The 20,115-nt window shown below is 55.8% G+C and carries 18 protein-coding genes, 3 tRNA genes, 1 pseudogene and 1 riboswitch; of the genes and pseudogenes, 16 read left to right on the top strand and 6 right to left on the bottom strand.

The features are described 5' to 3' along the window. Nucleotides 1-19: 19 nt before the first annotated feature. Entirely contained in the window at nucleotides 20-586 is a 567-nt protein-coding gene (gene efp / locus AGA_RS10230; RefSeq protein ID WP_059024216.1) for an elongation factor P, read from the bottom strand. Between the two features lie 149 nt (nucleotides 587-735). On the opposite strand from efp, the gene AGA_RS10225 reads away from it, so the two are divergent. Both AGA_RS10225 and AGA_RS10220 read left to right on the top strand, forming a co-directional pair. Then, nucleotides 736-825 (top strand) — tRNA-Ser (locus AGA_RS10225). Between the two features lie 672 nt (nucleotides 826-1,497). Beyond that, nucleotides 1,498-1,881: a hypothetical protein gene (locus AGA_RS10220; protein ID WP_231945786.1), complete on the top strand. Its 384-nt coding sequence runs from the start codon at nucleotides 1,498-1,500 to the stop codon at nucleotides 1,879-1,881. Between the two features lie 61 nt (nucleotides 1,882-1,942). On the opposite strand, the gene nfsB is transcribed toward AGA_RS10220, so the two are convergent. The 3 genes from nfsB to AGA_RS10205 all read right to left on the bottom strand — a co-directional run bounded on the left by nfsB (nucleotide 1,943) and on the right by AGA_RS10205 (nucleotide 7,147). Then, nucleotides 1,943-2,593 carry an oxygen-insensitive NAD(P)H nitroreductase gene (nfsB, locus tag AGA_RS10215; RefSeq protein WP_059024215.1) on the bottom strand — a complete coding sequence of 217 codons (651 nt, stop codon included), beginning with the start codon at nucleotides 2,591-2,593 and terminating at the stop codon, nucleotides 1,943-1,945. 189 nt (nucleotides 2,594-2,782) lie between these two features. Further along, nucleotides 2,783-4,576: a sensor domain-containing diguanylate cyclase gene (locus AGA_RS10210; RefSeq protein ID WP_157065343.1), complete on the bottom strand. Its 1,794-nt coding sequence runs from the start codon at nucleotides 4,574-4,576 to the stop codon at nucleotides 2,783-2,785. A 300-nt stretch (nucleotides 4,577-4,876) separates the two neighbouring features. Continuing rightward, nucleotides 4,877-7,147, bottom strand: coding sequence for a TonB-dependent receptor (locus AGA_RS10205; protein WP_059024213.1), 2,271 nt, complete (start codon nucleotides 7,145-7,147; stop codon nucleotides 4,877-4,879). Between the two features lie 293 nt (nucleotides 7,148-7,440). Here AGA_RS10205 and AGA_RS10200 point away from each other — a divergent pair, with 293 nt between their 5' ends. The 9 genes from AGA_RS10200 (at nucleotide 7,441) to AGA_RS10160 (ending at nucleotide 12,112) form a co-directional block, all read left to right on the top strand. Further along, nucleotides 7,441-7,881 carry an RcnB family protein gene (locus AGA_RS10200; protein WP_059024212.1) on the top strand — a complete coding sequence of 147 codons (441 nt, stop codon included), beginning with the start codon at nucleotides 7,441-7,443 and terminating at the stop codon, nucleotides 7,879-7,881. A 155-nt stretch (nucleotides 7,882-8,036) separates the two neighbouring features. Continuing rightward, a riboswitch (yybP-ykoY riboswitch) is annotated at nucleotides 8,037-8,138 on the top strand. 87 nt (nucleotides 8,139-8,225) lie between these two features. After that, nucleotides 8,226-8,813 carry a manganese efflux pump MntP gene (locus AGA_RS10195; RefSeq protein WP_059024823.1) on the top strand — a complete coding sequence of 196 codons (588 nt, stop codon included), beginning with the start codon at nucleotides 8,226-8,228 and terminating at the stop codon, nucleotides 8,811-8,813. A gap of 154 nt (nucleotides 8,814-8,967) precedes the next feature. Further along, nucleotides 8,968-10,185, top strand: a complete 1,218-nt coding sequence (zigA, locus tag AGA_RS10190) for a zinc metallochaperone GTPase ZigA (protein ID WP_059024211.1) — start codon at nucleotides 8,968-8,970, stop codon at nucleotides 10,183-10,185. Continuing rightward, complete coding sequence (locus tag AGA_RS10185) at nucleotides 10,182-10,517, top strand: DUF6525 family protein (protein ID WP_157065342.1); 336 nt, start codon at nucleotides 10,182-10,184, stop codon at nucleotides 10,515-10,517. Before zigA ends, AGA_RS10185 begins: the two co-directional genes overlap by 4 nt. A 79-nt stretch (nucleotides 10,518-10,596) precedes the next feature. Beyond that, nucleotides 10,597-10,863 (top strand): hypothetical protein, encoded by a 267-nt coding sequence (locus AGA_RS10180; protein WP_194299245.1) that lies wholly within the window; start codon nucleotides 10,597-10,599, stop codon nucleotides 10,861-10,863. 184 nt (nucleotides 10,864-11,047) lie between these two features. Beyond that, nucleotides 11,048-11,533 (top strand): xanthine phosphoribosyltransferase, encoded by a 486-nt coding sequence (gpt, locus tag AGA_RS10175; protein ID WP_059024209.1) that lies wholly within the window; start codon nucleotides 11,048-11,050, stop codon nucleotides 11,531-11,533. Between the two features lie 58 nt (nucleotides 11,534-11,591). Further along, nucleotides 11,592-11,668, top strand: a tRNA-Pro gene (locus tag AGA_RS10170). 22 nt (nucleotides 11,669-11,690) lie between these two features. Then, nucleotides 11,691-11,996 (top strand): ETC complex I subunit, encoded by a 306-nt coding sequence (locus AGA_RS10165; RefSeq protein WP_059024208.1) that lies wholly within the window; start codon nucleotides 11,691-11,693, stop codon nucleotides 11,994-11,996. 39 nt (nucleotides 11,997-12,035) lie between these two features. After that, nucleotides 12,036-12,112 (top strand) — tRNA-Arg (locus tag AGA_RS10160). Between the two features lie 135 nt (nucleotides 12,113-12,247). Here the strand turns inward: AGA_RS10160 and cysE are convergent. Further along, on the bottom strand, nucleotides 12,248-13,048 hold the full coding sequence (gene cysE, locus AGA_RS10155; protein WP_231946132.1) for a serine O-acetyltransferase: 801 nt from the start codon (nucleotides 13,046-13,048) through the stop codon (nucleotides 12,248-12,250). Nucleotides 13,049-13,118: 70 nt separating this feature from the next. Next, nucleotides 13,119-14,371 (bottom strand): annotated as a pseudogene (locus AGA_RS10150) (UbiH/UbiF/VisC/COQ6 family ubiquinone biosynthesis hydroxylase). A 215-nt stretch (nucleotides 14,372-14,586) separates the two neighbouring features. Here AGA_RS10150 and AGA_RS10145 point away from each other — a divergent pair. From AGA_RS10145 to ntrC, 5 genes are all read left to right on the top strand, one after another. Next, nucleotides 14,587-14,925 carry a P-II family nitrogen regulator gene (locus AGA_RS10145; protein ID WP_059024206.1) on the top strand — a complete coding sequence of 113 codons (339 nt, stop codon included), beginning with the start codon at nucleotides 14,587-14,589 and terminating at the stop codon, nucleotides 14,923-14,925. A 263-nt stretch (nucleotides 14,926-15,188) separates the two neighbouring features. Beyond that, nucleotides 15,189-16,343, top strand: a complete 1,155-nt coding sequence (ispF, locus tag AGA_RS10140; protein ID WP_059024821.1) for a 2-C-methyl-D-erythritol 2,4-cyclodiphosphate synthase — start codon at nucleotides 15,189-15,191, stop codon at nucleotides 16,341-16,343. A 90-nt stretch (nucleotides 16,344-16,433) separates the two neighbouring features. Beyond that, a complete protein-coding gene (dusB, locus tag AGA_RS10135) occupies nucleotides 16,434-17,504 on the top strand; it encodes a tRNA dihydrouridine synthase DusB (protein ID WP_172793737.1) in 1,071 nt (356 codons plus the stop codon). Between the two features lie 65 nt (nucleotides 17,505-17,569). Continuing rightward, the gene (locus AGA_RS10130) at nucleotides 17,570-18,607 is read left to right on the top strand and encodes a two-component system sensor histidine kinase NtrB (RefSeq protein ID WP_083503689.1); all 1,038 of its coding nucleotides are present in this window, start codon (nucleotides 17,570-17,572) and stop codon (nucleotides 18,605-18,607) included. A gap of 61 nt (nucleotides 18,608-18,668) precedes the next feature. Beyond that, a complete protein-coding gene (ntrC, locus tag AGA_RS10125; protein ID WP_059024203.1) occupies nucleotides 18,669-20,111 on the top strand; it encodes a nitrogen regulation protein NR(I) in 1,443 nt (480 codons plus the stop codon). Nucleotides 20,112-20,115 lie beyond the last annotated feature (4 nt).

The raw sequence follows: 20,115 nt of genomic DNA, 5'->3' as shown, positions 1-20,115 counted from the left end.
GAGAAAAAACCTGGAAAAATCAGTCCTTGGCGCGTTCGACGTAAGAACCGTCTTCCGTGCGGACCACAATACGCTCACCCGCTTCAATAAACGGCGGCACCATGGTTTTGACACCATTGGACAGCATGGCGGGCTTGTAGGAGGAACTGGCGGTCTGGCCTTTTACAACCGGGTCCGCTTCCACCACTTCCAGCGTTACGTGCGGCGGCAGGTCAATGCCAACCGGGTCGCCTTCAACCAGACGCAGGTTGATGGTCATGTTGTCCTGAATGAAGGGAGCCTGATCGCCCAGCAGTTCGGTCGGGACCGAGAGCTGTTCAAACGTTTCGGGGTCCATCAGAACCAGCAGTTCGCCATCTGTGTAGGAATACAGATATTCGCGGTCTTCGGTCATCAGACGTTCAACCGTGTCAGCCGTGCGCCAGCGTTCGTTGGTTTTGTTGCCGGTCTTGAGATCCCGCATTTCAACCTGGATGAACGCACCGCCCTTGCCGGGGGTGATGATCTGCTGCTTCAGTACCGTCCACCGACGGCCATCATGCTCAATGACCTGACCGGCGCGGATCAGGTTTGCCTGTTGTTTCATACTTCGTTCCTGAGAGGAATGGCTATTCTGTTTGGGGCTTGTACAGTTCCACGGCGTGGAGGGCAAGCGTGGAGGGCGGAACTCTCCTGTTTTGCCCGCTGGACAAACCCATTGCGTCCTGTTTATAAGGCGTGCGTCTCCGCAGGTAAGGAAGGGTGGCCGAGCGGTTTAAGGCACCGGTCTTGAAAACCGGCGTGCGTGAGAGCGTACCGTGGGTTCGAATCCCACCCCTTCCGCCATTGGGCTTTCCAGAAACTCCCACATATCGGCATAGGCTTGGATTTTCAGGTCTTACTGCGTTTTGTTTCCCCTGTTTTTAGCGCGCGCTCTGATCTTGTTCTGAATGAGAGCGCATTTATGTGGGTAACGAGCAGGTAAAATCTTCCTACGTGTGGGTAACGGAAGGTATGCCGCCAGATGCCGGGCTTAAAATGGCAACGGTTGAGGCAAGTCGTTGCTAGGGAGAGCCTTGAAGCTCTGGTTATACAGGGTGATTAATTTTGATGGTTCAGGTCAAACCGTTTTGTCTGGTCGTCATCTGAAGAGCGGAAGAATGGCTGACTGGATAATTTTCACACTCATTATGTATATAATGTGAATTTATCTTATGTTTTTCAAAAAATATCGTGAGAAATTTACGCGCTGGGCTACTCCGTTATGAGTAAAGCGAGCCTTGAAGGTTATGGTAGGATTTAACTATTCCTGCTGTAAGGGGCGTATTTGTGAGTTGGTTTTCAAGCGCTATCTTGATTGGCGAGAGGTTATAAACAGCATTGCTCGCATCTTGTAGCGGTTAACACACGCTTTTTTCATTTCCGTCGGGTCTTGCGCAACGCGGTTGGCAGGCTCAGATCATGGTTATGCTCCCGTAGTCGTGCGCCATGCGGTCAGAAAGATGGAAAGCGAGAACAATGCGTAAACAACTGTTTCTTCTTGTTGCAGGTAGTTTGCTTGCCTTCAGCGCAGTTCCCGCCATGGCGCAGGAGAATGAAGAGGACGGGGATTATAAAGCGTTGATGGAGAAAACAACCAACAACGCCAATGGTATTTGTATAGACTACCTCAACTCCGAGCATGGTGATTACTCGGGAGATAAAATGATAGAGTCCCGGCCGCCAGATGAGGTGACCAAGGGTTTATCCAAAGCTATTCGTGATGAATGCCAGAAGCACCCCAAGGAGCGGGTGGACAAAGCCGTAACCAATGTCCGCACAGCTTACGCGCGTGAGCTTGCTCATATTGTCAAAAGAATGAAAATTAATGAGGATCCACTGCACGAAAACGGTGGGTCGTAGTCAGGGGGAATAAGTCCCCCTCCCAGCCGTAAAGACATGGCCGGGAAGAGGATGCTCTGCTCTAGAGATGTGAGAAAACAGCTTTTTCAGGTAGGCGTGATTTGGGAAGCTTGGCGTTAAAATCCGCATCGGAATGATAGCCGAGTGCAACAATAACGGCGGGTGCCAGACCTTGCTCTTTCAGCCCCAGTTCTTCGCTGAGAATGGCGGCGTCAAAACCCTCCATGGGGGTCGCATCCACGCCAAGAAGTGCTGCGGATAAAAGCAGAAAACCCTGAGCAATATAGGTCTGTTTTTGGGACCACGTTGCAACATCTCCCGCCTGTTCATGCAGCCCAACAAAGAAGGCCCGCCCTTTGTGGGCCTGAGCGCGCGCCTCTTCATCCGCATAGCGTCCGTCAGCCTGCTCCTGATCCGCAAGTGTTTCGAGATATTCTGGCGGCAGGGAGGTGCGTGCACTCAGGACAATAACGTGTGACGCATTCATAACCCTTGGGGCATTAAAGGCGCAGGGGCCGCTGGTTGCCTTGGCAATCCGGGCCTTGCCTTCATCATTGTCCGCAACAAAAAAATGCCATGGTTGGGAGTTAACGGAGGAAGGACTGTAACGCAGGGCTTCCAGAAGTTGCACCACAACCGGAGCCGGTATTTTACGGTTTTTGTCGTATGCTTTGGTTGTATGGCGGTGTTTAAGAATATCCGGAAGGTTCATGGTTTTGTCCTACGTTCTCAATTATCCCATGCAATGCCGTGTGTTGGGCCGCAGATGAAGCCTCGCACAGGATGCCATGATGGCTTTAACCATAGAGTGGGTTGGTTGGCGTAGGAGATCAAGGGGTTATAAAATGTTGCCCCTTGGCATCGCCCAGTGTCTGGATTGTAGGGTGTAGAAAACAGTCGTTCAGGCGACCACAATGCGGTTCCGGCCATCTTTTTTGGCCTGATAAAGGGCCGCGTCGGCTTGGCGGATAATGTCGGATGCCGTGTGGTGGAGTGCTTTGTCCCACATTGCAATGCCGAAGGACATGGTGGTTTTGCCAAGCGACTGTCCGTTATAGTGGAGTTCCAGTTTAGACAGGCTGCTCCGTAGGCTTTCTGTCCGCTGGATCAGGGTCTCCAGTGGGTGAGAGGTGGTGATAATCAGAAATTCCTCGCCCCCAAACCGGCAGACAATATCATGACTACGAAAAGAATTCTGGATTTCGCAGGCAATGGTGCGCAGAACCATGTCCCCAGCGTCATGACCAAATTCATCATTAATATGTTTGAAGTGGTCAATGTCGGCCATAATCAGGCCTAGGGCTGTGTCATCCCGTGTGGCGGTGGCGATCTCGGCTTTCAGGCTTTCTTCCATGTACCTGCGGTTGAACAGACCTGTTAGCGGGTCATGAATGGTTTGGTCACGCAGGTCTTTTTGCAGGTTCTGGTTGACCAGAGCAGAGGCAATGTTTTCCACCAGAGCAACAAGGCGGAAGCGGTTTTCCTCCTCCACAGTGCTTTGCAAATAAAGAAGGCCCACGACCTCACCGCTCGCAAATAGGGGTTCGCAGTGGTACGTGCTTACATCGCAGGCAACATGTTGGCATGTCACATCACCACCGGGGGTGGAGACGGAGTGGCTCTGCCCAAGGCGCAATGCCCAGCAGTCGGATGGGAGTAGGCTGTCACAGCCAACGGAGGCGTTGCCCCACTGTGCAATGCGTTCAAGCTGGTTTGTGGTGTGGTTGTGGGTGTAAAGAGCGCCGGGTATGCCGGGCAGCACACGGGGTACAAAGGCGCAAATAATGGCTGCGAGTTCTTCACTCGTGCGGGCAGCCTGGAGGCGGTGCGCCATTTCGCCCAGCAGTTCCATGGCTTCGTTGTTACGTTTGAGTTCTGTATTGGCTTTGTGCAGTTTGAGGTCGCTGGCTTCCTGCGCCTGCATGGCGGCGTCAAGCCGGTCGGCCATGGTGTTGTAACCTTGGGCCAGCATGTCAAACTCGGTGCAGCCCATCTGTTCGTTAACGCGCACGGTTCTGTTGCCATTACCAAAGTCAGACATGGCGTGCACAATCAGGCTGATGGAGCGGCGCATACCATTGAGCACAATGAACAGCAGGCCATTCACCAACAGCACAATAATCAGGCAGCCGCCAATGACCAGCTTGCGGTTCCAGTTAACATGCGCCCGGGCTGTGGCCTCCCGCGCAATAAGCAGCTCTTGTTCTGTCTGGCGGATTTCATCGGCTTTTTGGACAATAATGGCCATGTCCACCCGGCCTTGACCAATGACAACGCGGGATCTGGCCTCATCAAACCGGCCCTGACGTGCGAGCGCAATTTGTTTTGTCAGGGTGTCAATGCGTTCGTTGGTTGCAATTTGCAGGCTTTGGGCGCGTTCGTGCTGGACAGGGTTGTCCTGTACCAGTTGCTCCAGAATGTTGACCTTGGAGAGGGCCGATGCCACGCGGTCATCAAAATCCTTGGCAAAGGAGGGGTCCGTAGTCAGCAGGTAGCCCCGCTCTTCGGCTTGCGCTTCCCGCAGGTCGGAGAGAGTTTCGGATACGATTTCGGTAATTTTCTGCTTATGGCTGTTCCACTCAAAGCTCGCGATCATGCTGTTGGAAGCCGAGAGGAGCAGCCCGGAAAGACAGATGAGATTAACGCTGACGATGGAACCGACAAAAACGATCCGGGACGTAAGGGAGTGGAGCAAAATAATCTCTTTTGACTATAAATTTTTTCGCAAAATACAGAATATAATTTAATGTTTCAATTCGGTTTTTATGGGGCTGTAAGAAGGTTATGTGAATTGAGAATGCTATTTAAGTATTAATTAAAGAACAGATAAAGCAAATATGTATATATGACGATATTGTTAGGAATCTGAAACGTCATGCACCGTTAGTACAGGGGTGAATGTGTATGCGCAACGGTTCTGGTCATTTTGGGGGAGGCTAGTCTTGCCCCGGCGTGGCTATTGGTTCGTCCGCACCGGGGCTGAAGTCATGGGCTTTTAAAGGTCAGCGCTTACGGAGAACTTGAATGTTTCCGGGTCACCCATAGTCAGGTAGCTTTGGTAAACAGAGGCCCAGTAACGCTGGTTGCCCACGTTATCGACCTCAAAGCGCGCTGTCAGAGCCTTGTTGCGAACAAGGAAGGTATAACGCGCACCCAGATCAAACCGGGACCATGCAGAAAGATGCGCCGTGTTGGCATTGTTGAACTGCTGCTTGCCGGTGCTGACAACCCGCCCAACCAAGGTCAACCCTTTGAGGAAAGGTACATCGTATTCCAGATTGCCGTTGATGGTGTAGTTTGGAATACCAATGGCGGTTTTGCCGTTATACTCATTGTCGGACGTGCGCATCTGCTTGGCGTCAATAAGTGTAAGGCCGCCATTGAAGCGCAACCCCCGGATAATTTCCCCATTAAAGGTCAACTCCATGCCGCGGTTCCGTTGTTTGCCGTCCTGCGTGTAGATGACCTGACTGGTGTTTTTGTAGGGTTCGCTCATGCCGTAAGGCATGGAGGTCTGGTAAAATGCAACACCGGCGGAAAAACGCCCAATGTCATATTTTGCGCCGACTTCGTACTGGGTGCTCTCATAGGGGGCAAAAACCTGCCCAGCATTCACATAGGTTGACCCTACCGTTGTGCCTGCGGAAAGGCCCTGAATACGGTTGAAATACAGAGCAAAATGCTTGACCGGGTGAATAACAAGCCCAATGACTGGGGAAAAGGCGCCAGAACTATAGTGTGTTAACTGCGAACCTGTATTGTAGTCATATCCATCGGATAGGATATTCTGGTAACGGAAGCCCCCCGTTAGAGCAATTCGGTCATGCCAGAATGTCATCGTATCGGATAGGAAGAGGCTGTAGAGCTTGTTCCATGCCGTGCGACCGGGGTGGCTTAGGCTGCCTCCCGTAAAGCTTTCGTTCGGTGTGAACTGCGTGGGGTGGTAGATGTTGCCTGCTGCGCTGCTCAGGTCCATGGCGTAGGCTGCATCTGCCTCCTGCCAGATGGCGGAGCCACCGGCGTTGATTTCGTGCTTGATAAAGCCTGTGTTCACGTGGGCACGCACGCCAGCCTGTGTGGCTTCGTTCATCACATTATAGGCTGTTGCCATCGCGCCGACGCTACCATCACCCGTATGAGAATTGCTGAGCGTGGTTGTGGCATAATCGCCCATTTCATTTCCGCCCTGCGCACCAAACTTTCCGTAAACAGTAATGTGTTTTCCAAAGTCGTGCTCAAGGTTCAGCGTGCCGAACAGATAGGACAGGTCTGTATAGGCCCAGCGCTGCCCCCAGTTGGCTGAAGGGGAGGTGGCCCGTGGAACAGGCATACCTGCCGCAAGGCTGGATACAATAATGGCGCTGCGCCCACCAAAAACCTGCTGTTTTTGGTAATTCATGCTCATGTTGATGCGCGTGTCGTCATTATGCCAGTCAAAGGCGCCGCCCAGTGCAATATCCGCACGGCGTTCACCACGAATGGGCGTATCTCCATCCATGCCAGCGGCATTGAAGCGGAAGCCATAAGCCCGGTCCGTGCCAAACCTGCGGCTTACGTCAAACGCGCCACCACCTTGCCCGCTGCTGGTATAATCCCCGGTAATGCGGGTTATGTCCGTAGCGCCTGCGCGTTTGGGAATAAGGTTAACATTCCCCCCAATGGCGGAGCCTCCGGGGGCTGCTCCGTTCAAAAAAGCGCTTGCTCCGTTCAGGACTTGTACAGATTCATAGAGCTGGGGAGAAACAAGCTGGCGGGGTGTAACGCCGTAAAGCCCGTCTATGGCAATATCATCGCCATACAGCGTAAAGCCACGGATCTGGAACAGCTGGGCGTAATTGCCATACCCCGTTGTTGTGCGCACTGTCGGGTCATTGAGCAGAACGTCACCGAGTGTCTGCGCCTGCTGGTTCAGAATGAGGCTGGAATTATAGCTGCGGATATTAAACGGTACATCAAGGCCTTTTTTATTCCCCAATGCCCCCAGATCCCCACCGCTGGAGACATACATCCGGTTTGTGCGCGAGGCCGTTACAACCAGATCCTCTCGTTTGGGATCGTTTATGTTGGAAGCGGCCTGTTTTTGATCAGATGGTATCTGTTTGGGGTGTTTGGTCTCGGCCTTTGCGCTGGAGGTCGGCTGCGTGGTTTCGTGCTTGGGCAATCCTTCTTCAGCAAGGGCGGAAGACGGCGAGAAGACGCCTGACCCAAGCCCGCAAAGCAGGCTCGAAAGGCAGAGTGTGTTCAGGCAGAGTGCACGGAAACTCATTATAGGACTCACACGGTGGAAATTTTGGTCGGAGCTATATAGAAATGAGAATAACTTGCAATATCATTTTTGGGCATTAAACCCATATCCGTGTCAAACACGCCATGGAATTGGTGTGGTTGGAGAAATGTTTTTTAAAAAAGATGAGGCATGGCAATGTGTTGGGGGGAGGGAACCATTGCCGGTCACGTCATGTTTATAGGCCGGGGCAGATGCCACAATGGTGCCGCAAAATTAACCAAGACTCAGCGTGAAAAGCCATACATGGCTTGGATCCAAAAGGAACAGAACAGGTGAACACAAAGCTCCTTGTCGCCGTTATGCTTAATGGCTTTTTACTGGTAGGGTCTTCTGCCTATGCGCAGGGCATGGGGCCGGGCGGTCCGGGTGGTGGCTCCGGTGGGGAGCAGGGGCCGCATGGGAACGCGGGTATGCATAATCCTCCCCGGCCACAGGCAGGCCCCGGCCCCGGTCGTGGTGGGGCGCGAGGCGGTCCGGGCGTTAATGCCGATAATTATGACATGAACCGCCGCTGGCAGCGTGGGGACCGGTATGATGGGCCAGTGAACAGTCGCTGGTACGTTAATGATTGGCATAGCCACCGCGGCCTGTACGCGCCTCCCTCCGGCTACCGTTGGATGCAGTATGGTGACCAGTACCTGCTGACCAGCATCACCAGTGGCGTTATTGCCGGTGTGGTGAGCGGCGTTATTTCCTCCGGTATGGCACGTTAAAACCCAGACAGGCTGGGGGCAGGCCTCTTTTGCCTCCAGCTTGCCCTTTGGCCTGCGTGTTATCCACAGATTCTGAGGATGCTTGCGTGGGTAAGCCTGTGGATGAATGGCGAATAAACAAAGGGTTGCAATCTCGTTTCGCACTTGGTAGGCATCGCTCCGTCCTTGGGGAGTAGTTACCCTCTGTTATGAGGGGCCTTCATCAACAAGCTTGGCTTTCGGGCCATGGTGAAGGCAGCGTTTTGTCTCAAAACGCCAGGCAAGACCAACGGCAGTGGATACCCTAGATGTGGCCGGGGGAGTTCCATCTGCTGTTTGTGTTTCTTGCGGCCCGTGGATGTCTCATGACCGGTATTTTCACGCTGGGTGTTCTTGGTCTCAGCCTGTCTGTTGATGCTTTTGCCGCTGCTATTGGCAAAGGGGCCGCAGTGCAAAACGCCCGTTTGAATGATGCTGTACGTATTGGCGCTGTCTTTGGTTTTTTTGAAGCCATAACGCCGGTTATCGGCTGGGTTCTGGGGTTGGCGCTCAGCACATGGATTGCCGCCGTCGATCATTGGATTGCTTTTGGCCTGTTGCTGGTTATTGGCTGCAACATGATCCGGCTTGCCTTCAAGCAGGATGATCAGGACGATTCAGAGCAGGCTGTTATGGAAGCGCGGCATCAGCGTGGGGTGCTGGGGCTTGTTACAACGGCATTGGCTACCAGTATAGACGCTACGGCTGTAGGGGTCAGTCTGGGGGTTATGCAGGTTAATATTCTGGCGGCTTGCCTTGTTATTGGGGGGGTTACAACCGTTGTTGCCACATTAGGCGTTATTATCGGCCGCCATGCCAGTGTGTGGATTGGCCGCTACGCCGAAATCCTGGGTGGCGTCGCATTAATCGGCATTGGCTGCTCTATTCTCTATACACATCTTACAAACCCTTAACGCACGGAAGAGGCATAGGGCATGGCGTGCATGTCCTTTTGAGGCTGAGCAGGCTGCGTACAGGGTGCGCAGCCTTTTTTTACTGCGCATAATTGTAATGTTATATTATTACATATATGGTGACGCCATACTCTCGCAACAGTAAGGTTCCCTCATGCCCACCAGATTGCCTGTTACCGTCCTGTCCGGTTTTCTGGGTGCCGGAAAAACAACGTTGCTCAACCATATTCTCAATAACCGGACCGGGCACAAGGTCGCGGTTATTGTGAACGATATGAGCGACGTGAACATAGATGCGGATCTAGTGCGTAACGGAGGCAATCTGTCCCGCACGGATGAAAAGCTGGTGGAAATGAGCAATGGTTGTATCTGCTGCACCCTGCGGGATGACCTGTTGCAAGAGGTGCGCCGGTTGGCTCAGGCAGGGCAGTTTGATTATCTGCTTATCGAATCAACCGGCATTGCAGAGCCGCTTCCTGTAGCCGCAACATTTGAGTTCCGGGATGAGGCGGATAATAGCCTGTCAGATATCGCACGGTTGGATACAATGGTTACCGTGGTGGATGCTGCCAATCTGCTTAAAGATTACAGTTCAACCGATTTTCTCAAAGATCGTGGTGAGATTGCGGGGGAGGAGGATGACCGCGCGCTGGTTTCTCTGCTGGTTGAACAGATTGAATTCGCAGATGTTGTTGTGCTCAACAAGGTTTCCAGCGCCACACCCGAGGAGCGCGTGGCAGCGCGGCAGATTATAAAAAGCCTGAATCCGGATGCAGATATTCTGGAAACAGACAATTCCGTTGTGCCGCTTGAGAGAGTCTTGAATACCCACCGCTTTGATTATGAAAAGGCTCATAAAAACCCGCTTTGGTACAAAGAGCTTTACGGTTTTGCGGGTCATGTTCCCGAGACGGAGGAATACGGCATTCGCAGTTTTGTTTTTCGTGCGCGGCGTCCGTTTATTCCTGAAAAATTCAAGAAATTTATAGACTACGCATGGCCGGGTGTTGTGCGGAGTAAAGGATATTTCTGGCTGGCAACCCGGCCGGACTGGGTGGGGGAGCTGGGGCAGGCTGGTGCATTGGTGCGGACAGAGGCCGCTGGCTATTGGTGGGTGGCTATTCCTACCCAGCATTGGCCAGATAATCAGGAGTGGCAGGATATGCTGGTCTCCAAGTGGGACCGGGTTTATGGCGACCGACGTCAGGAAATGGTGTTTATTGGCGCGGAGGATATGGATGAGGCTGCAATACGGGCGGCTCTGAATGACTGCCTCGTGCCCGATGCGCCCGTAACGTCGTTTGACCCCGAGGCATATGCCCACCTGCCTGACCCGTTCCCCGTATGGCGGAGGGAGGCCGAGGCAGAATGACCCGGCCATTGCCTCCTACAAATGAACGTACTCTGCGGCATGAAGTCTGGCGGCGCTATGATGGGAATGACTGGCAGGCGTTTGATGCGCTTCCTCCAAGTATAAAGCAGCGTGTGACGCAGCATAGTTACGATGCATGGTCGGTTAACGTGCTTATGCTTTGGCGGCATTACAAACGGCTGTATGGCCGTACGCTCAGAGCGGAAAAAGCGTTAACCCGTTATCTGGACTATTGCGAACGGCTGGAGCGGGATGTGTTCGCGGCACGCTATGCGGAGCAATATGGCATGTTGCTACCGCATCTGGCTGCGGAGGGCACGGTGCAAAGGTAAGTCCATTCCGTAACCGGATGGCTGCATTATCCGCTTTGCTTTGCTGCGCACATAGGTTAGAACAAAATAAGAACAATGTATGCGGGAGGCGAGCGTGGCTTTGGCGGAGCGGATCGTGTTTCAGCCGTTTGTGCGGCAGGGGGCTGTCTTACGGGCAGGGACCCCCATTCTGTGTCCGAATGTGGATGATGCACGGAGGCGGATTGAAAAAATCCGCTCTGGTATCTTGCATGTTGCAGGTGCCGTTGTTGTGCGTATGCAGGTGGACGAGGAAATAGGCGATTACGGAGAGCCTGAATATCTGGAGCGGATAGGGGATGTTCCCGGTCATGAGGATGATGACTGAATACCCGTTTTTTCTCCCATTCTTCTGACCACGGATATTTTTATAAATCACTAGCCATGGTGACACAGGGGTGATTGCGGGTGCGCAACACTCTGTAGGAACTGGCACATCTTCCTGCTAAAGAGGGCGCATAAGAGCGCGGGGCAGGGCCCTGATCGCAGGTTGATCATAAAGGATTGTGTTTATGGCTGTGCATTATGCCACGGTAACATGGGAACAACTGCATCGGGATGCCCGAGCGCTGGCGGCGGCCCTTGTGCCCAGAATGCCATTTAAAGGCATTGTTGCCGTAACGCGTGGCGGTCTGATCCCCGCCGCCATTGCCGCAAGGGAGTTGGGGTGCCGGCTGATCGAAACGATTTCCGTCGTGACATATGATGAAGAAGAAAAGGGACGCCCCCAGATTATCAAAGCCCCGGAAGCCGCAGGGGATGGGGAAGGGTTCCTGATTATTGATGATCTGGTCGATTCTGGCGTAACGGCGCGCTTTGTGCGTGAATGCCTGCCCAAAGCCTATTTTGCCTGCCTGTATGCTAAACCTGCCGGTAAGCCCCTGACCGATATGTTTATTACGGAAGTCCCGCAGGATACGTGGGTTCTTTTTCCGTGGGATACGGCTCCGTTGTTTGTTCCGCCGCTGGTCAGCAACAAAAAAGAGTGTGCGGAGTAATTTTTTTGGCGCGGTAGGGTTGCCAGTTTGCAAATAGACGCCTAGTTTCCCGCTTGTTCGGGGCGTGGCGCAGCCTGGTAGCGCGCGTGTTTTGGGTACACGAGGCCCCCGGTTCGAGTCCGGGCGCCCCGACCATAAATAAAGCGGGAGGCACATCATGCCAGCGCGTATTTATAAGCAGTCCAAGCCAGCCGGTCAGTCTGGTCTGGCAGGCACCCGGCAGTGGGTGTTTGAGTATGGGCAAAGTGCCCCACGTAAGCAGGACGCCCTTATGGGGTGGACCGGCAGCGCAGATACCCGCTCCCAACTTCGCCTGATGTTTGATACGTGTGAAGCAGCAGAAGCTTATGCCCAACGTGAGCAGATTGCTTACGAAGTGGAGCAGCCTGCTGAACGCCTGCGTCGGCCCAAAGTTTACGCCGATAATTTTGGTTACAAGCGTATCCAAAACTGGACGCATTGATTTTTAGCCTCTTTCCCCTTATGCGAAAGGGGCTATTCCGCGCCCTTAGCTCAGTTGGATAGAGCAACAGCCTTCTAAGCTGTGGGTCATTGGTTCGAATCCAATAGGGCGCACCATTTTTTATAGCTTTAAGTTGTTACGAGGGTGGGGGATAAAACTCCGCCTTTTTTTGCGTTTAGGCCCTATTAGGGTGTTTGTAACGTAATGCCTGTGGTGGAGTGCTTTATGCTCTCTCCACCACGGATTGATGATTAAATAATGTAATCAATCGGGGGGAGTGTCTGGTCCATATTGAGGGCGGGCATACCTTTGTGGCGCACACCAACCTTGCGGGCCGGGTTGCCAACAACCGTGGTAAAGGGGGGGACGGGTTCCAACACAATGGAGCCTGCACCAATTTTGGCGCCTTCCCCAATTTCAATATTTCCCAACACTTTTGCGCCTGCGCCAATCAGCACGCCACGGCGTACCTTGGGGTGGCGATCTCCACAGTGCTTGCCTGTGCCGCCAAGGGTAACATTTTGTAGGATGGAAACATCGTCCTCAATAATGGATGTTTCTCCCACCACAATACCGGTGCCGTGGTCGAACAGAATGCGGCGGCCAAGCCGGGCTGCAGGGTGAATGTCCACACCAAACAGTTCCGAGGCGCGGCTTTGTAGATGCAGGGCCAGATGCCGCCGACCAGAGAGCCAGAGCCAGCGGGCAACCCGGTACGTCTGAACGGCATGGTAGCCTTTAAAAAACAGGAATGGCGTTACAAAGTCCGGGCAGGCGGGGTCCCGCTCCCGAATGGCCAGCAGGTCCGCGGCTGCGGCGCACACAATATCCGGTTCCGCGTCAAAGCTCTCTTTCACCAGTTCTGAAAGAGCATCAGCAGCAACAGATCTGTCACCCAGTTTGCGGCCAATCAGGGCCGCAAGGGCTGAGGCAAAGCTGGAATGGCTGCGCACGCCAGTTGCCAGCAGACCCCGCACCAGCGGGTCGTGGCAACTGCATGCCTGTTGCGTCATCTGCCGCCACAGCACGTTAAGCTGTGGCGCGCACATCATGCTACTTTCTTCAAAGTGGCTGGAACTGACTGAGGCAACATTACCGTCCTGCATCCCCGCTTCTCCGTTACTACAAACCCATGGCGTGCTTTACAAAGGCCTTCCGCAGGGCGGGAAGGCGGTGCACACCCGCAATGCCCAGATCACGCGCCAGACGAAGGACCGGGTTGTCGTTACTGAACAGCCTGTCCAGCGCATCTGTTGCTGCCAGCATGAGCATATTGGCCGGGCGACACAAGGCCTGATACCGCGCCAGAACAGCGGGGGTGCCGGGGTCCTTGCCCTGTGCGTGTATGTCCAGCAGCAGGGGGGTCAGATGAATAATGTCCCGGTAGCCAAGGTTTAGCCCCTGTCCCGCAATGGGATGTATGCCGTGCGCTGCGTCACCCACCAGAATCATGCGCGTATCCGTGTAACGTGCAGCATACTGGGCGGAAAGAGGGTATGTCCAGCGCCGTCCAACAGGGGTTACGCGGCCCAGACGGGTGTTGCCCATGCGGCGCTCAACCTGCCGGGCAAAGGCATCATCCGGCAGGGCGGCAAAGCGCTCTGCGATGCCGTCCTTGTCGCTCCACACAATGGCGGACATGTAGGGGTGCTCATCCGTGCCGGTCATGGGAAGCTGCGCAAATGGCCCAGCGGGTAGGAAGTGCTCCAGTGCGCTGTTGTCATGCGGCAATTCATGGGCAATGGCGCACACAATGGCCGTTTGCCCGTAAGGCAGGCGGGTCAGGGGGATACCTGCTTCGGACCGCAGGCGGCTGCGGCGGCCATCGGCTGCCACAATCAGACGGGCATGAAAGCTGCGGCCATCGTTAAGCTGCACATGAGCACTTTGGGCTGTGCGGGTAATTTTTGCCTCGGCCGGGGCCAGCACTGTCACGCCGGGGGTGGCGTCCAGGCACCTGTTCAAAGCCACACGCAGGGCGCGGGCCTCAACCATCCAGCCAAAAGGCTGCGTTGCATCCTCCCGCGTGAATTCAAGAAAAGGGACGAGGCCGGTTCGCCCGGACGGCCATCCGTGACCAGAATTTCCTCAATCGGGCAGGGCGTGGCGGGCAGGGCATCCCACACGCCCGCGCTCTCAAGGTATTCCTTGGGGCCAGCGGCAATGGCGTAGGCGCGTCCGTCCAGATCCGGGTTTTCCATCGGGGGGAGGGCGGTCTTGTCCACAATGGCCACGCGCATACCGCCCCGGGCCAGGCGGCACGCCAGAGCAGCGCCAACGGGGCCTGCGCCGATAATGCACACGTCCACATCCGCAAGATGCGAGGTATGGGTGTGGGCGTTCTCTGGCTTGGCGTCCGGGGAGATTGAGCGCATGCGGTTTTTATCCTTAAGTTTCACACTGCTGGCAGGCGATAAAACCCAAAAGCCTGCACAGGCTGTTGAAGATCATGCCCCCTATATGCTCCCTCCTTTGAGGGAAAACCAGCCGTCTTGCTTTGAGGTGCATCAAAGCTCTTGGCAATTGGTATTTAACTGTGCCAACATCGTAACGTCATGGAAATGTTTTGCAGCAGGGAGTTGCAGGCAGTATGAAGCTGATTACCGCCATTATAAAGCCCTTTAAACTCGATGATGTCAGGGAGGCTCTTGCGCCGCTTGGTGTGCAGGGGATCACTGTTTCCGAGGTCAAGGGGTTTGGTCGCCAGAAAGGGCAGACGGAAATTTACCGTGGAGCTGAATACCGGATCAGCTTCCTGCCCAAGATCAAGGTGGAAGTCGCTGTGAGCGATGCCCTGCTTGACCAGGTTCTGGAAGCGATTCTGGATGCAGCCCATACGGGCAAGATCGGGGATGGCAAAATTTTTGTCAGTGAACTCGATCGTGTCATCCGTATCCGCACGCGTGAGACGGGGGATGCCGCTCTTTAAGTTGAGGTATTATTCCGCCAGAAAGACAGCAGGGCCGGACAAGACCCTGAACCTGTGACGCTCATCCTGCCTCTGGCTGGTGGGGCGCTCTTTGTTGTGGGGCGCCACCACGGTGCTGTCTTTTTTCGGACGGGTGTGCTGGCGCATGCCGCCAGTGCGCGGCGTGTTGGTGTTAGCGCCGTATGCTTCGATTTGAGGGTGGGATGTCTCTCCTGCCATTTTGAGGCTTGACGGGGCAGGGGCGTGGCTCCATTGCTTCGGACATGCGAGTAGCTGCCATTCTACTGGCTGCCGGCACAGGCAGCCGCTATGCCGCCACCACGGGGTGCGCCACACCCAAGCAGTACGTGCTGCTTGCCGGTCAGCCCGTTATCCGTCATGCCGCAGAGGCTCTTCTGCCGCATGTCACCTCTATTCAGCCTGTGGGAGACCCGGCCTCGCTGGCCGAGGCGCTGGACGGTCTGGATGTTCTGCCACCAGTACAGGGTGGGCAGACCAGACAGGCCAGTGTGCGCGCCGGGCTGGAGGCGCTGGACGCGCTCCCCCCAGAGCAGAAGCCCGACCTGGTGCTGGTGCATGATGGCGCCCGACCTTATGTGACGGGCCAACTGGTCAGCAATGTTGTGGCCGCACTGGCCGAGCATCCGGGCGCTATTCCTGCCGTGCCCGTTGCCGATACGCTCAAGCGCGAAAAAGACGGTGTGATTGATGGCACAGTCCCGCGGGAGCATCTGTTCCGTGCGCAAACGCCACAGGGCTTCCGCTTCGGTCTGTTTTTGGACCTGCACCGCGCAGCCGCTTCGCTAAACGCGACGGATGACGCCAGATTGCTGGAAGATGCCGGGTTTAGCGTAGCCCTTGTTCCCGGCGATGAAGACAATATCAAACTGACATACGAGGCTGATCTGGTGCGTCTTGAAAGGCTGATTGGTCCCACATTGCTGCCGCGTGTGGGCCTTGGGTACGATGTGCATGCCTTTGAAGAGGGGCGTCCACTGATTATGTGCGGGATTACCATCCCCCATACGCATGGTCTTGCCGGGCATTCCGATGCCGATGTGGGCATCCATGCGCTGTGCGATGCCATTTATGGCGCTTTGGCGGAAGGCGATATTGGCCGCCACTTTCCTCCCAGCCAGAATGAATGGAAGGATGCGGATAGTGCGCGCTTCCTTATTCATGCAGGCCAGCGTATTCGCGACCGTGGGGGGATGCTGGTGAACGCGGACCTGACCCTGATCTGCGAGCGCCCCAAGATTGGCCCCCATGCCCAAGCCATGCGGGAACGTCTGGCGGCACTGCTGGAAGTGGACGTGGACCGTATTTCCGTTAAGGCGACAACCTCCGAACGTCTGGGCTTTACCGGGCGGGAAGAAGGGATCGCCTGCGCGGCAACGGTTTCTGTGCTGGTGCCGTAAGGTTTTTACGGCCCAACCTCTACGAAAAACATTGCACAGGGGGGCGTGGAGCGGTATTTCTGCCTAATTCGTAGGCAAATGGAAATGACTGTGCAAACGCAACCTCTGCTGCGTCCCATTGATCTGGGCGGTGTTGTTCTTGAAACGCCGGTAATTCTGGCACCCATGTCCGGTGTGACCGACCTGCCATTCCGGCGGTTGGCCCGCAGGCTTGGAGCCGGCCTTGTTGTTTCCGAAATGATTGCCTCATGGGCTATGGTGCGTGAGAACGACACCACGCTGCGTATGGCGGAAGTGGCCGATGCCGGTGGCCCCAATGCCGTGCAGTTGGCTGGCTGCGACCCGGATGCCATGGCCGAGGCCGCCCGCATTGCGGTGGACCGTGGGGCCGACCTGATTGACATCAATTTTGGCTGTCCGGTTAAAAAAGTCGCCGTAGGGCAAATGGCAGGCTCGGCTCTGATGCGCGATGAGGCCGCCGCTCAGCGTATGCTGCAAACGGTGGTTCGGGCTGTTTCTGTTCCCGTCACGCTCAAAATGCGCATGGGGTGGGACCATGCCCACCTCAACGCCCCTGTGCTGGCCCGTATTGCGCAGGATGCGGGTATCCGCATGATTACGGTGCATGGGCGCACACGCCAGCAGTTCTACAACGGGACAGCCGACTGGGCCTTTGTGCGCAACGTTAAAGATGCGGTGGACCTGCCCGTTATTGTGAACGGAGACATTCTGACCGTAGCAGACGCCCGCAATGCGCTGGCGCAATCTGGTGCTGATGGGGTGATGATCGGCCGTGGCTGCTATGGGCGCCCGTGGTTTCTGGCGCAGGTTGCTCATGCCTTGCGCACGGGGGTGGAGATGCCTGACCCCACACTGGAACAGGAAAAAGCCATTGTGCTGGAGCATTATGGCATGATGCTGGAGCATTTTGGCCAGCGGCCCGGTCTGCGGCTGGCGCGTAAGCATGTGTCATGGTATTCGGCCGGCCTTCCGGCTTCCGCAGCATTCCGCGCGGCCTTCAATCGGGTAGAAACCCCAGAAGAAGCCGTGCGCATGATTGCGGATTTCTATGACCAGCAGATTGCGGCCGGAGCCGAGCGGGAGCCTCGGGCCTCCCGGCAGGAAACGGCGCGGCAGCAAGAACAGGCTCACGCGGCGTGAGCACCAGAGCGCCAGACAGGGCAGAGCCTGACGCGGCGCTTCTACTGGACAGCCTGCCTGTGCCTATGTTGGAGGTCGGGGCGGGCAATACGGTGCTTGCAGTCAACATGGCTGCGGAAGAGTTTTTTGGCATGTCCCGCCAACAGATCAAGGCTGGCGGGATGGAGGAAATTGCCCCTTCCGACCACCCGATTTTTTTGCTGCTCGCCCATTTGCGCCAGCGGGGTGGCAGCGTGACCGAGCATGACCTGCTGTTCAGCTCGCCGCGGTTCCACCACGAGGGCGTAAGCGTGCAGGGTGCGGAAGTGCTGGATTACCCGGACCATATTTTGCTGACGTTCCATCAGCCTTCCACGGCACGGGTGTTGGACCAGCAGCAGGTTTATCGTTCGGCGGCACGCAGCGTATCCGGTATGGCGGCCATGCTGGCGCATGAGGTGCGGAACCCCCTTTCCGGCATAAAAGGGGCCGCCCAGTTGCTTGAGCAGGCCGTGAGCGATGCTGACCGTGACCTTGCTACCCTGATCTGTGATGAAGTGGACCGTATAGACGCGCTGGTCGAACGGATGGGGATGTTTGGGGAGGCGCAGATGGATTACCGCGCCCTGAACATCCATCGCCTGCTGGAACACGTAAAGCTGCTGGCCAGCAACGGCTTTGCCAAAGGTCTGCGGATTATCGAGCAGTATGACCCGTCGCTCCCCCATGTCTGGGGGGATCGGGACAGGCTGGTGCAGGTCCTCCTCAATCTGGTCAAAAACGCGGCGGAGGCTGTACGGGAGGCGGGCAAGGAAGGGGATATTACCCTGATGACCAGCTACCGCCCCGGTATCCGCGTAACGGCTCCGGGCACTACTCAGTGGCGGCACCTTCCGCTTGTTGTCACCATAAGGGATACGGGGCCGGGAATTTCAGAAACAGTCCGGCCGCATCTGTTCGAGCCATTTGTTTCCACCAAAGTGAATGGCAGTGGGCTTGGTCTGGCGCTGGTGGGCAAAGTGATGGATGACCACGGCGGGGTGATGGAAGTTGAAAGCCGACCGGGCCGGACGGAAATTAGCCTTTTTCTTCCGTTGGCGGAAGAAAGGGCCGGTCTCCCTTGACCTGAACGGCGCCTGCGCCTGATAAGCCTCTCCCTGTTGTTATTCCTCTGGTCCAAAACGTATGACACCGCTGCCCACCATTCTTGTTGCTGATGATGACCGATCCATTCGCACCGTGCTGGGGCAGGCACTTGGCCGCGCGGGGTATCAGGTTCAGGTAACCCCCTACGCCGCCACCCTGTGGCAGTGGGTGCAGGAGGGCGAAGGGGATCTGGTTATTACCGATGTGGCCATGCCCGATGGGAACGGGCTGGAACTTGTTACGCGTATCCGCCAGATCCGCCCCGATCTGCGGGTTATTGTCATGAGCGCGCAGTCCACGTTGACAACAGCCGTTAAGGCCACGCAGCGCGGGGCGTTTGAATATCTCGCCAAACCATTTGATCTTAAGGAATTGCTGGCTGTTGTTGCCCGTGCCCTGACAACGCCAGTGCAGGAAGCGGAAAAACCCAACACGCCCCAAACGCCGGAAGAGCGTCTGCCTCTTATTGGGCAATCCATGGTCATGCAGGGGATCTACCGCAGCATTGCCCGCCTGACGACATCGGACCTTACGGTTATGATTACGGGCGAAAGTGGTACGGGCAAGGAGCTGGTCGCCCGTGCCTTGCACGAGTATGGACGCCGCCGGAGTGGGCCGTTTATTGCCGTTAATATGGCGGCCATCCCGCGAGAGCAGATTGAGAGCGAACTCTTCGGCTACGAGCGAGGAGGCAACCTTGGCCGTATGCCCGGACGGTTCGAGCAGGCTTCCGGCGGGACGCTTTTTCTGGACGAAATCGGCGATATGCCGCAGGAGGCCCAGACCCGTCTGCTCCGTGTTTTGCAGGAAGGCGAGTTTACAACGGTGGGTGGGTCCACACCCTTGCATGCAGATGTACGCATTGTGGCGGCTACCCATAGGGACCTGCGGCAGGCCATTCAGGCCGGTACATTCCGCGAGGATCTGTACTACCGCTTAAACGTGGTGCCGCTGCGTTTGCCCCCCCTGCGGGAGCGGCGGGAGGATATTCCGCTACTGGCCCGGCATTTTCTGGCACAATGTCGTGAAGCGGGCGGTGGCTACAGAACACTGGATGAGGACGCCATGACCCGCCTGCAGGCGTGGCGTTGGCCGGGCAATGTGCGGGAACTGGAAAACCTGATCCGCCGGATTGTTGCCCTTTATTCGCAGGAAACCATTACGGCGGAAGTTGTGGATGCCGAACTGGCTGAACCGCTGGCTAGTGACTTTGCGCCCGATACACGGCAGGCGGAGGAACCTCTGGTGGAGTCCGTCTCCCGCCATATTGCGCGTTACCTTGCCGCTGGTCGGGAGGGTATGCCGTTGCATGACCTGCACGCCCGCATCATAGCCGAAGTGGAACGCCCCCTTATCCAGATGACGTTGACAGAAACAAGAGGCAACCAGATCAAGGCCGCCGCTATGTTGGGGCTGAATAGGAATACCTTGCGTAAAAAAATACGCGACCTTGAGATTCCCGTCGTGCGTGGCGTAGTCTAGCCAC

The sequence above is a fragment of the Acetobacter ghanensis genome, from assembly GCF_001499675.1.
GTDB classification, from domain to species: domain Bacteria; phylum Pseudomonadota; class Alphaproteobacteria; order Acetobacterales; family Acetobacteraceae; genus Acetobacter; species Acetobacter ghanensis.
Note: the sequence above shows the minus strand (reverse complement) of the source record. Positions and strands in the feature narration are given on the sequence as shown.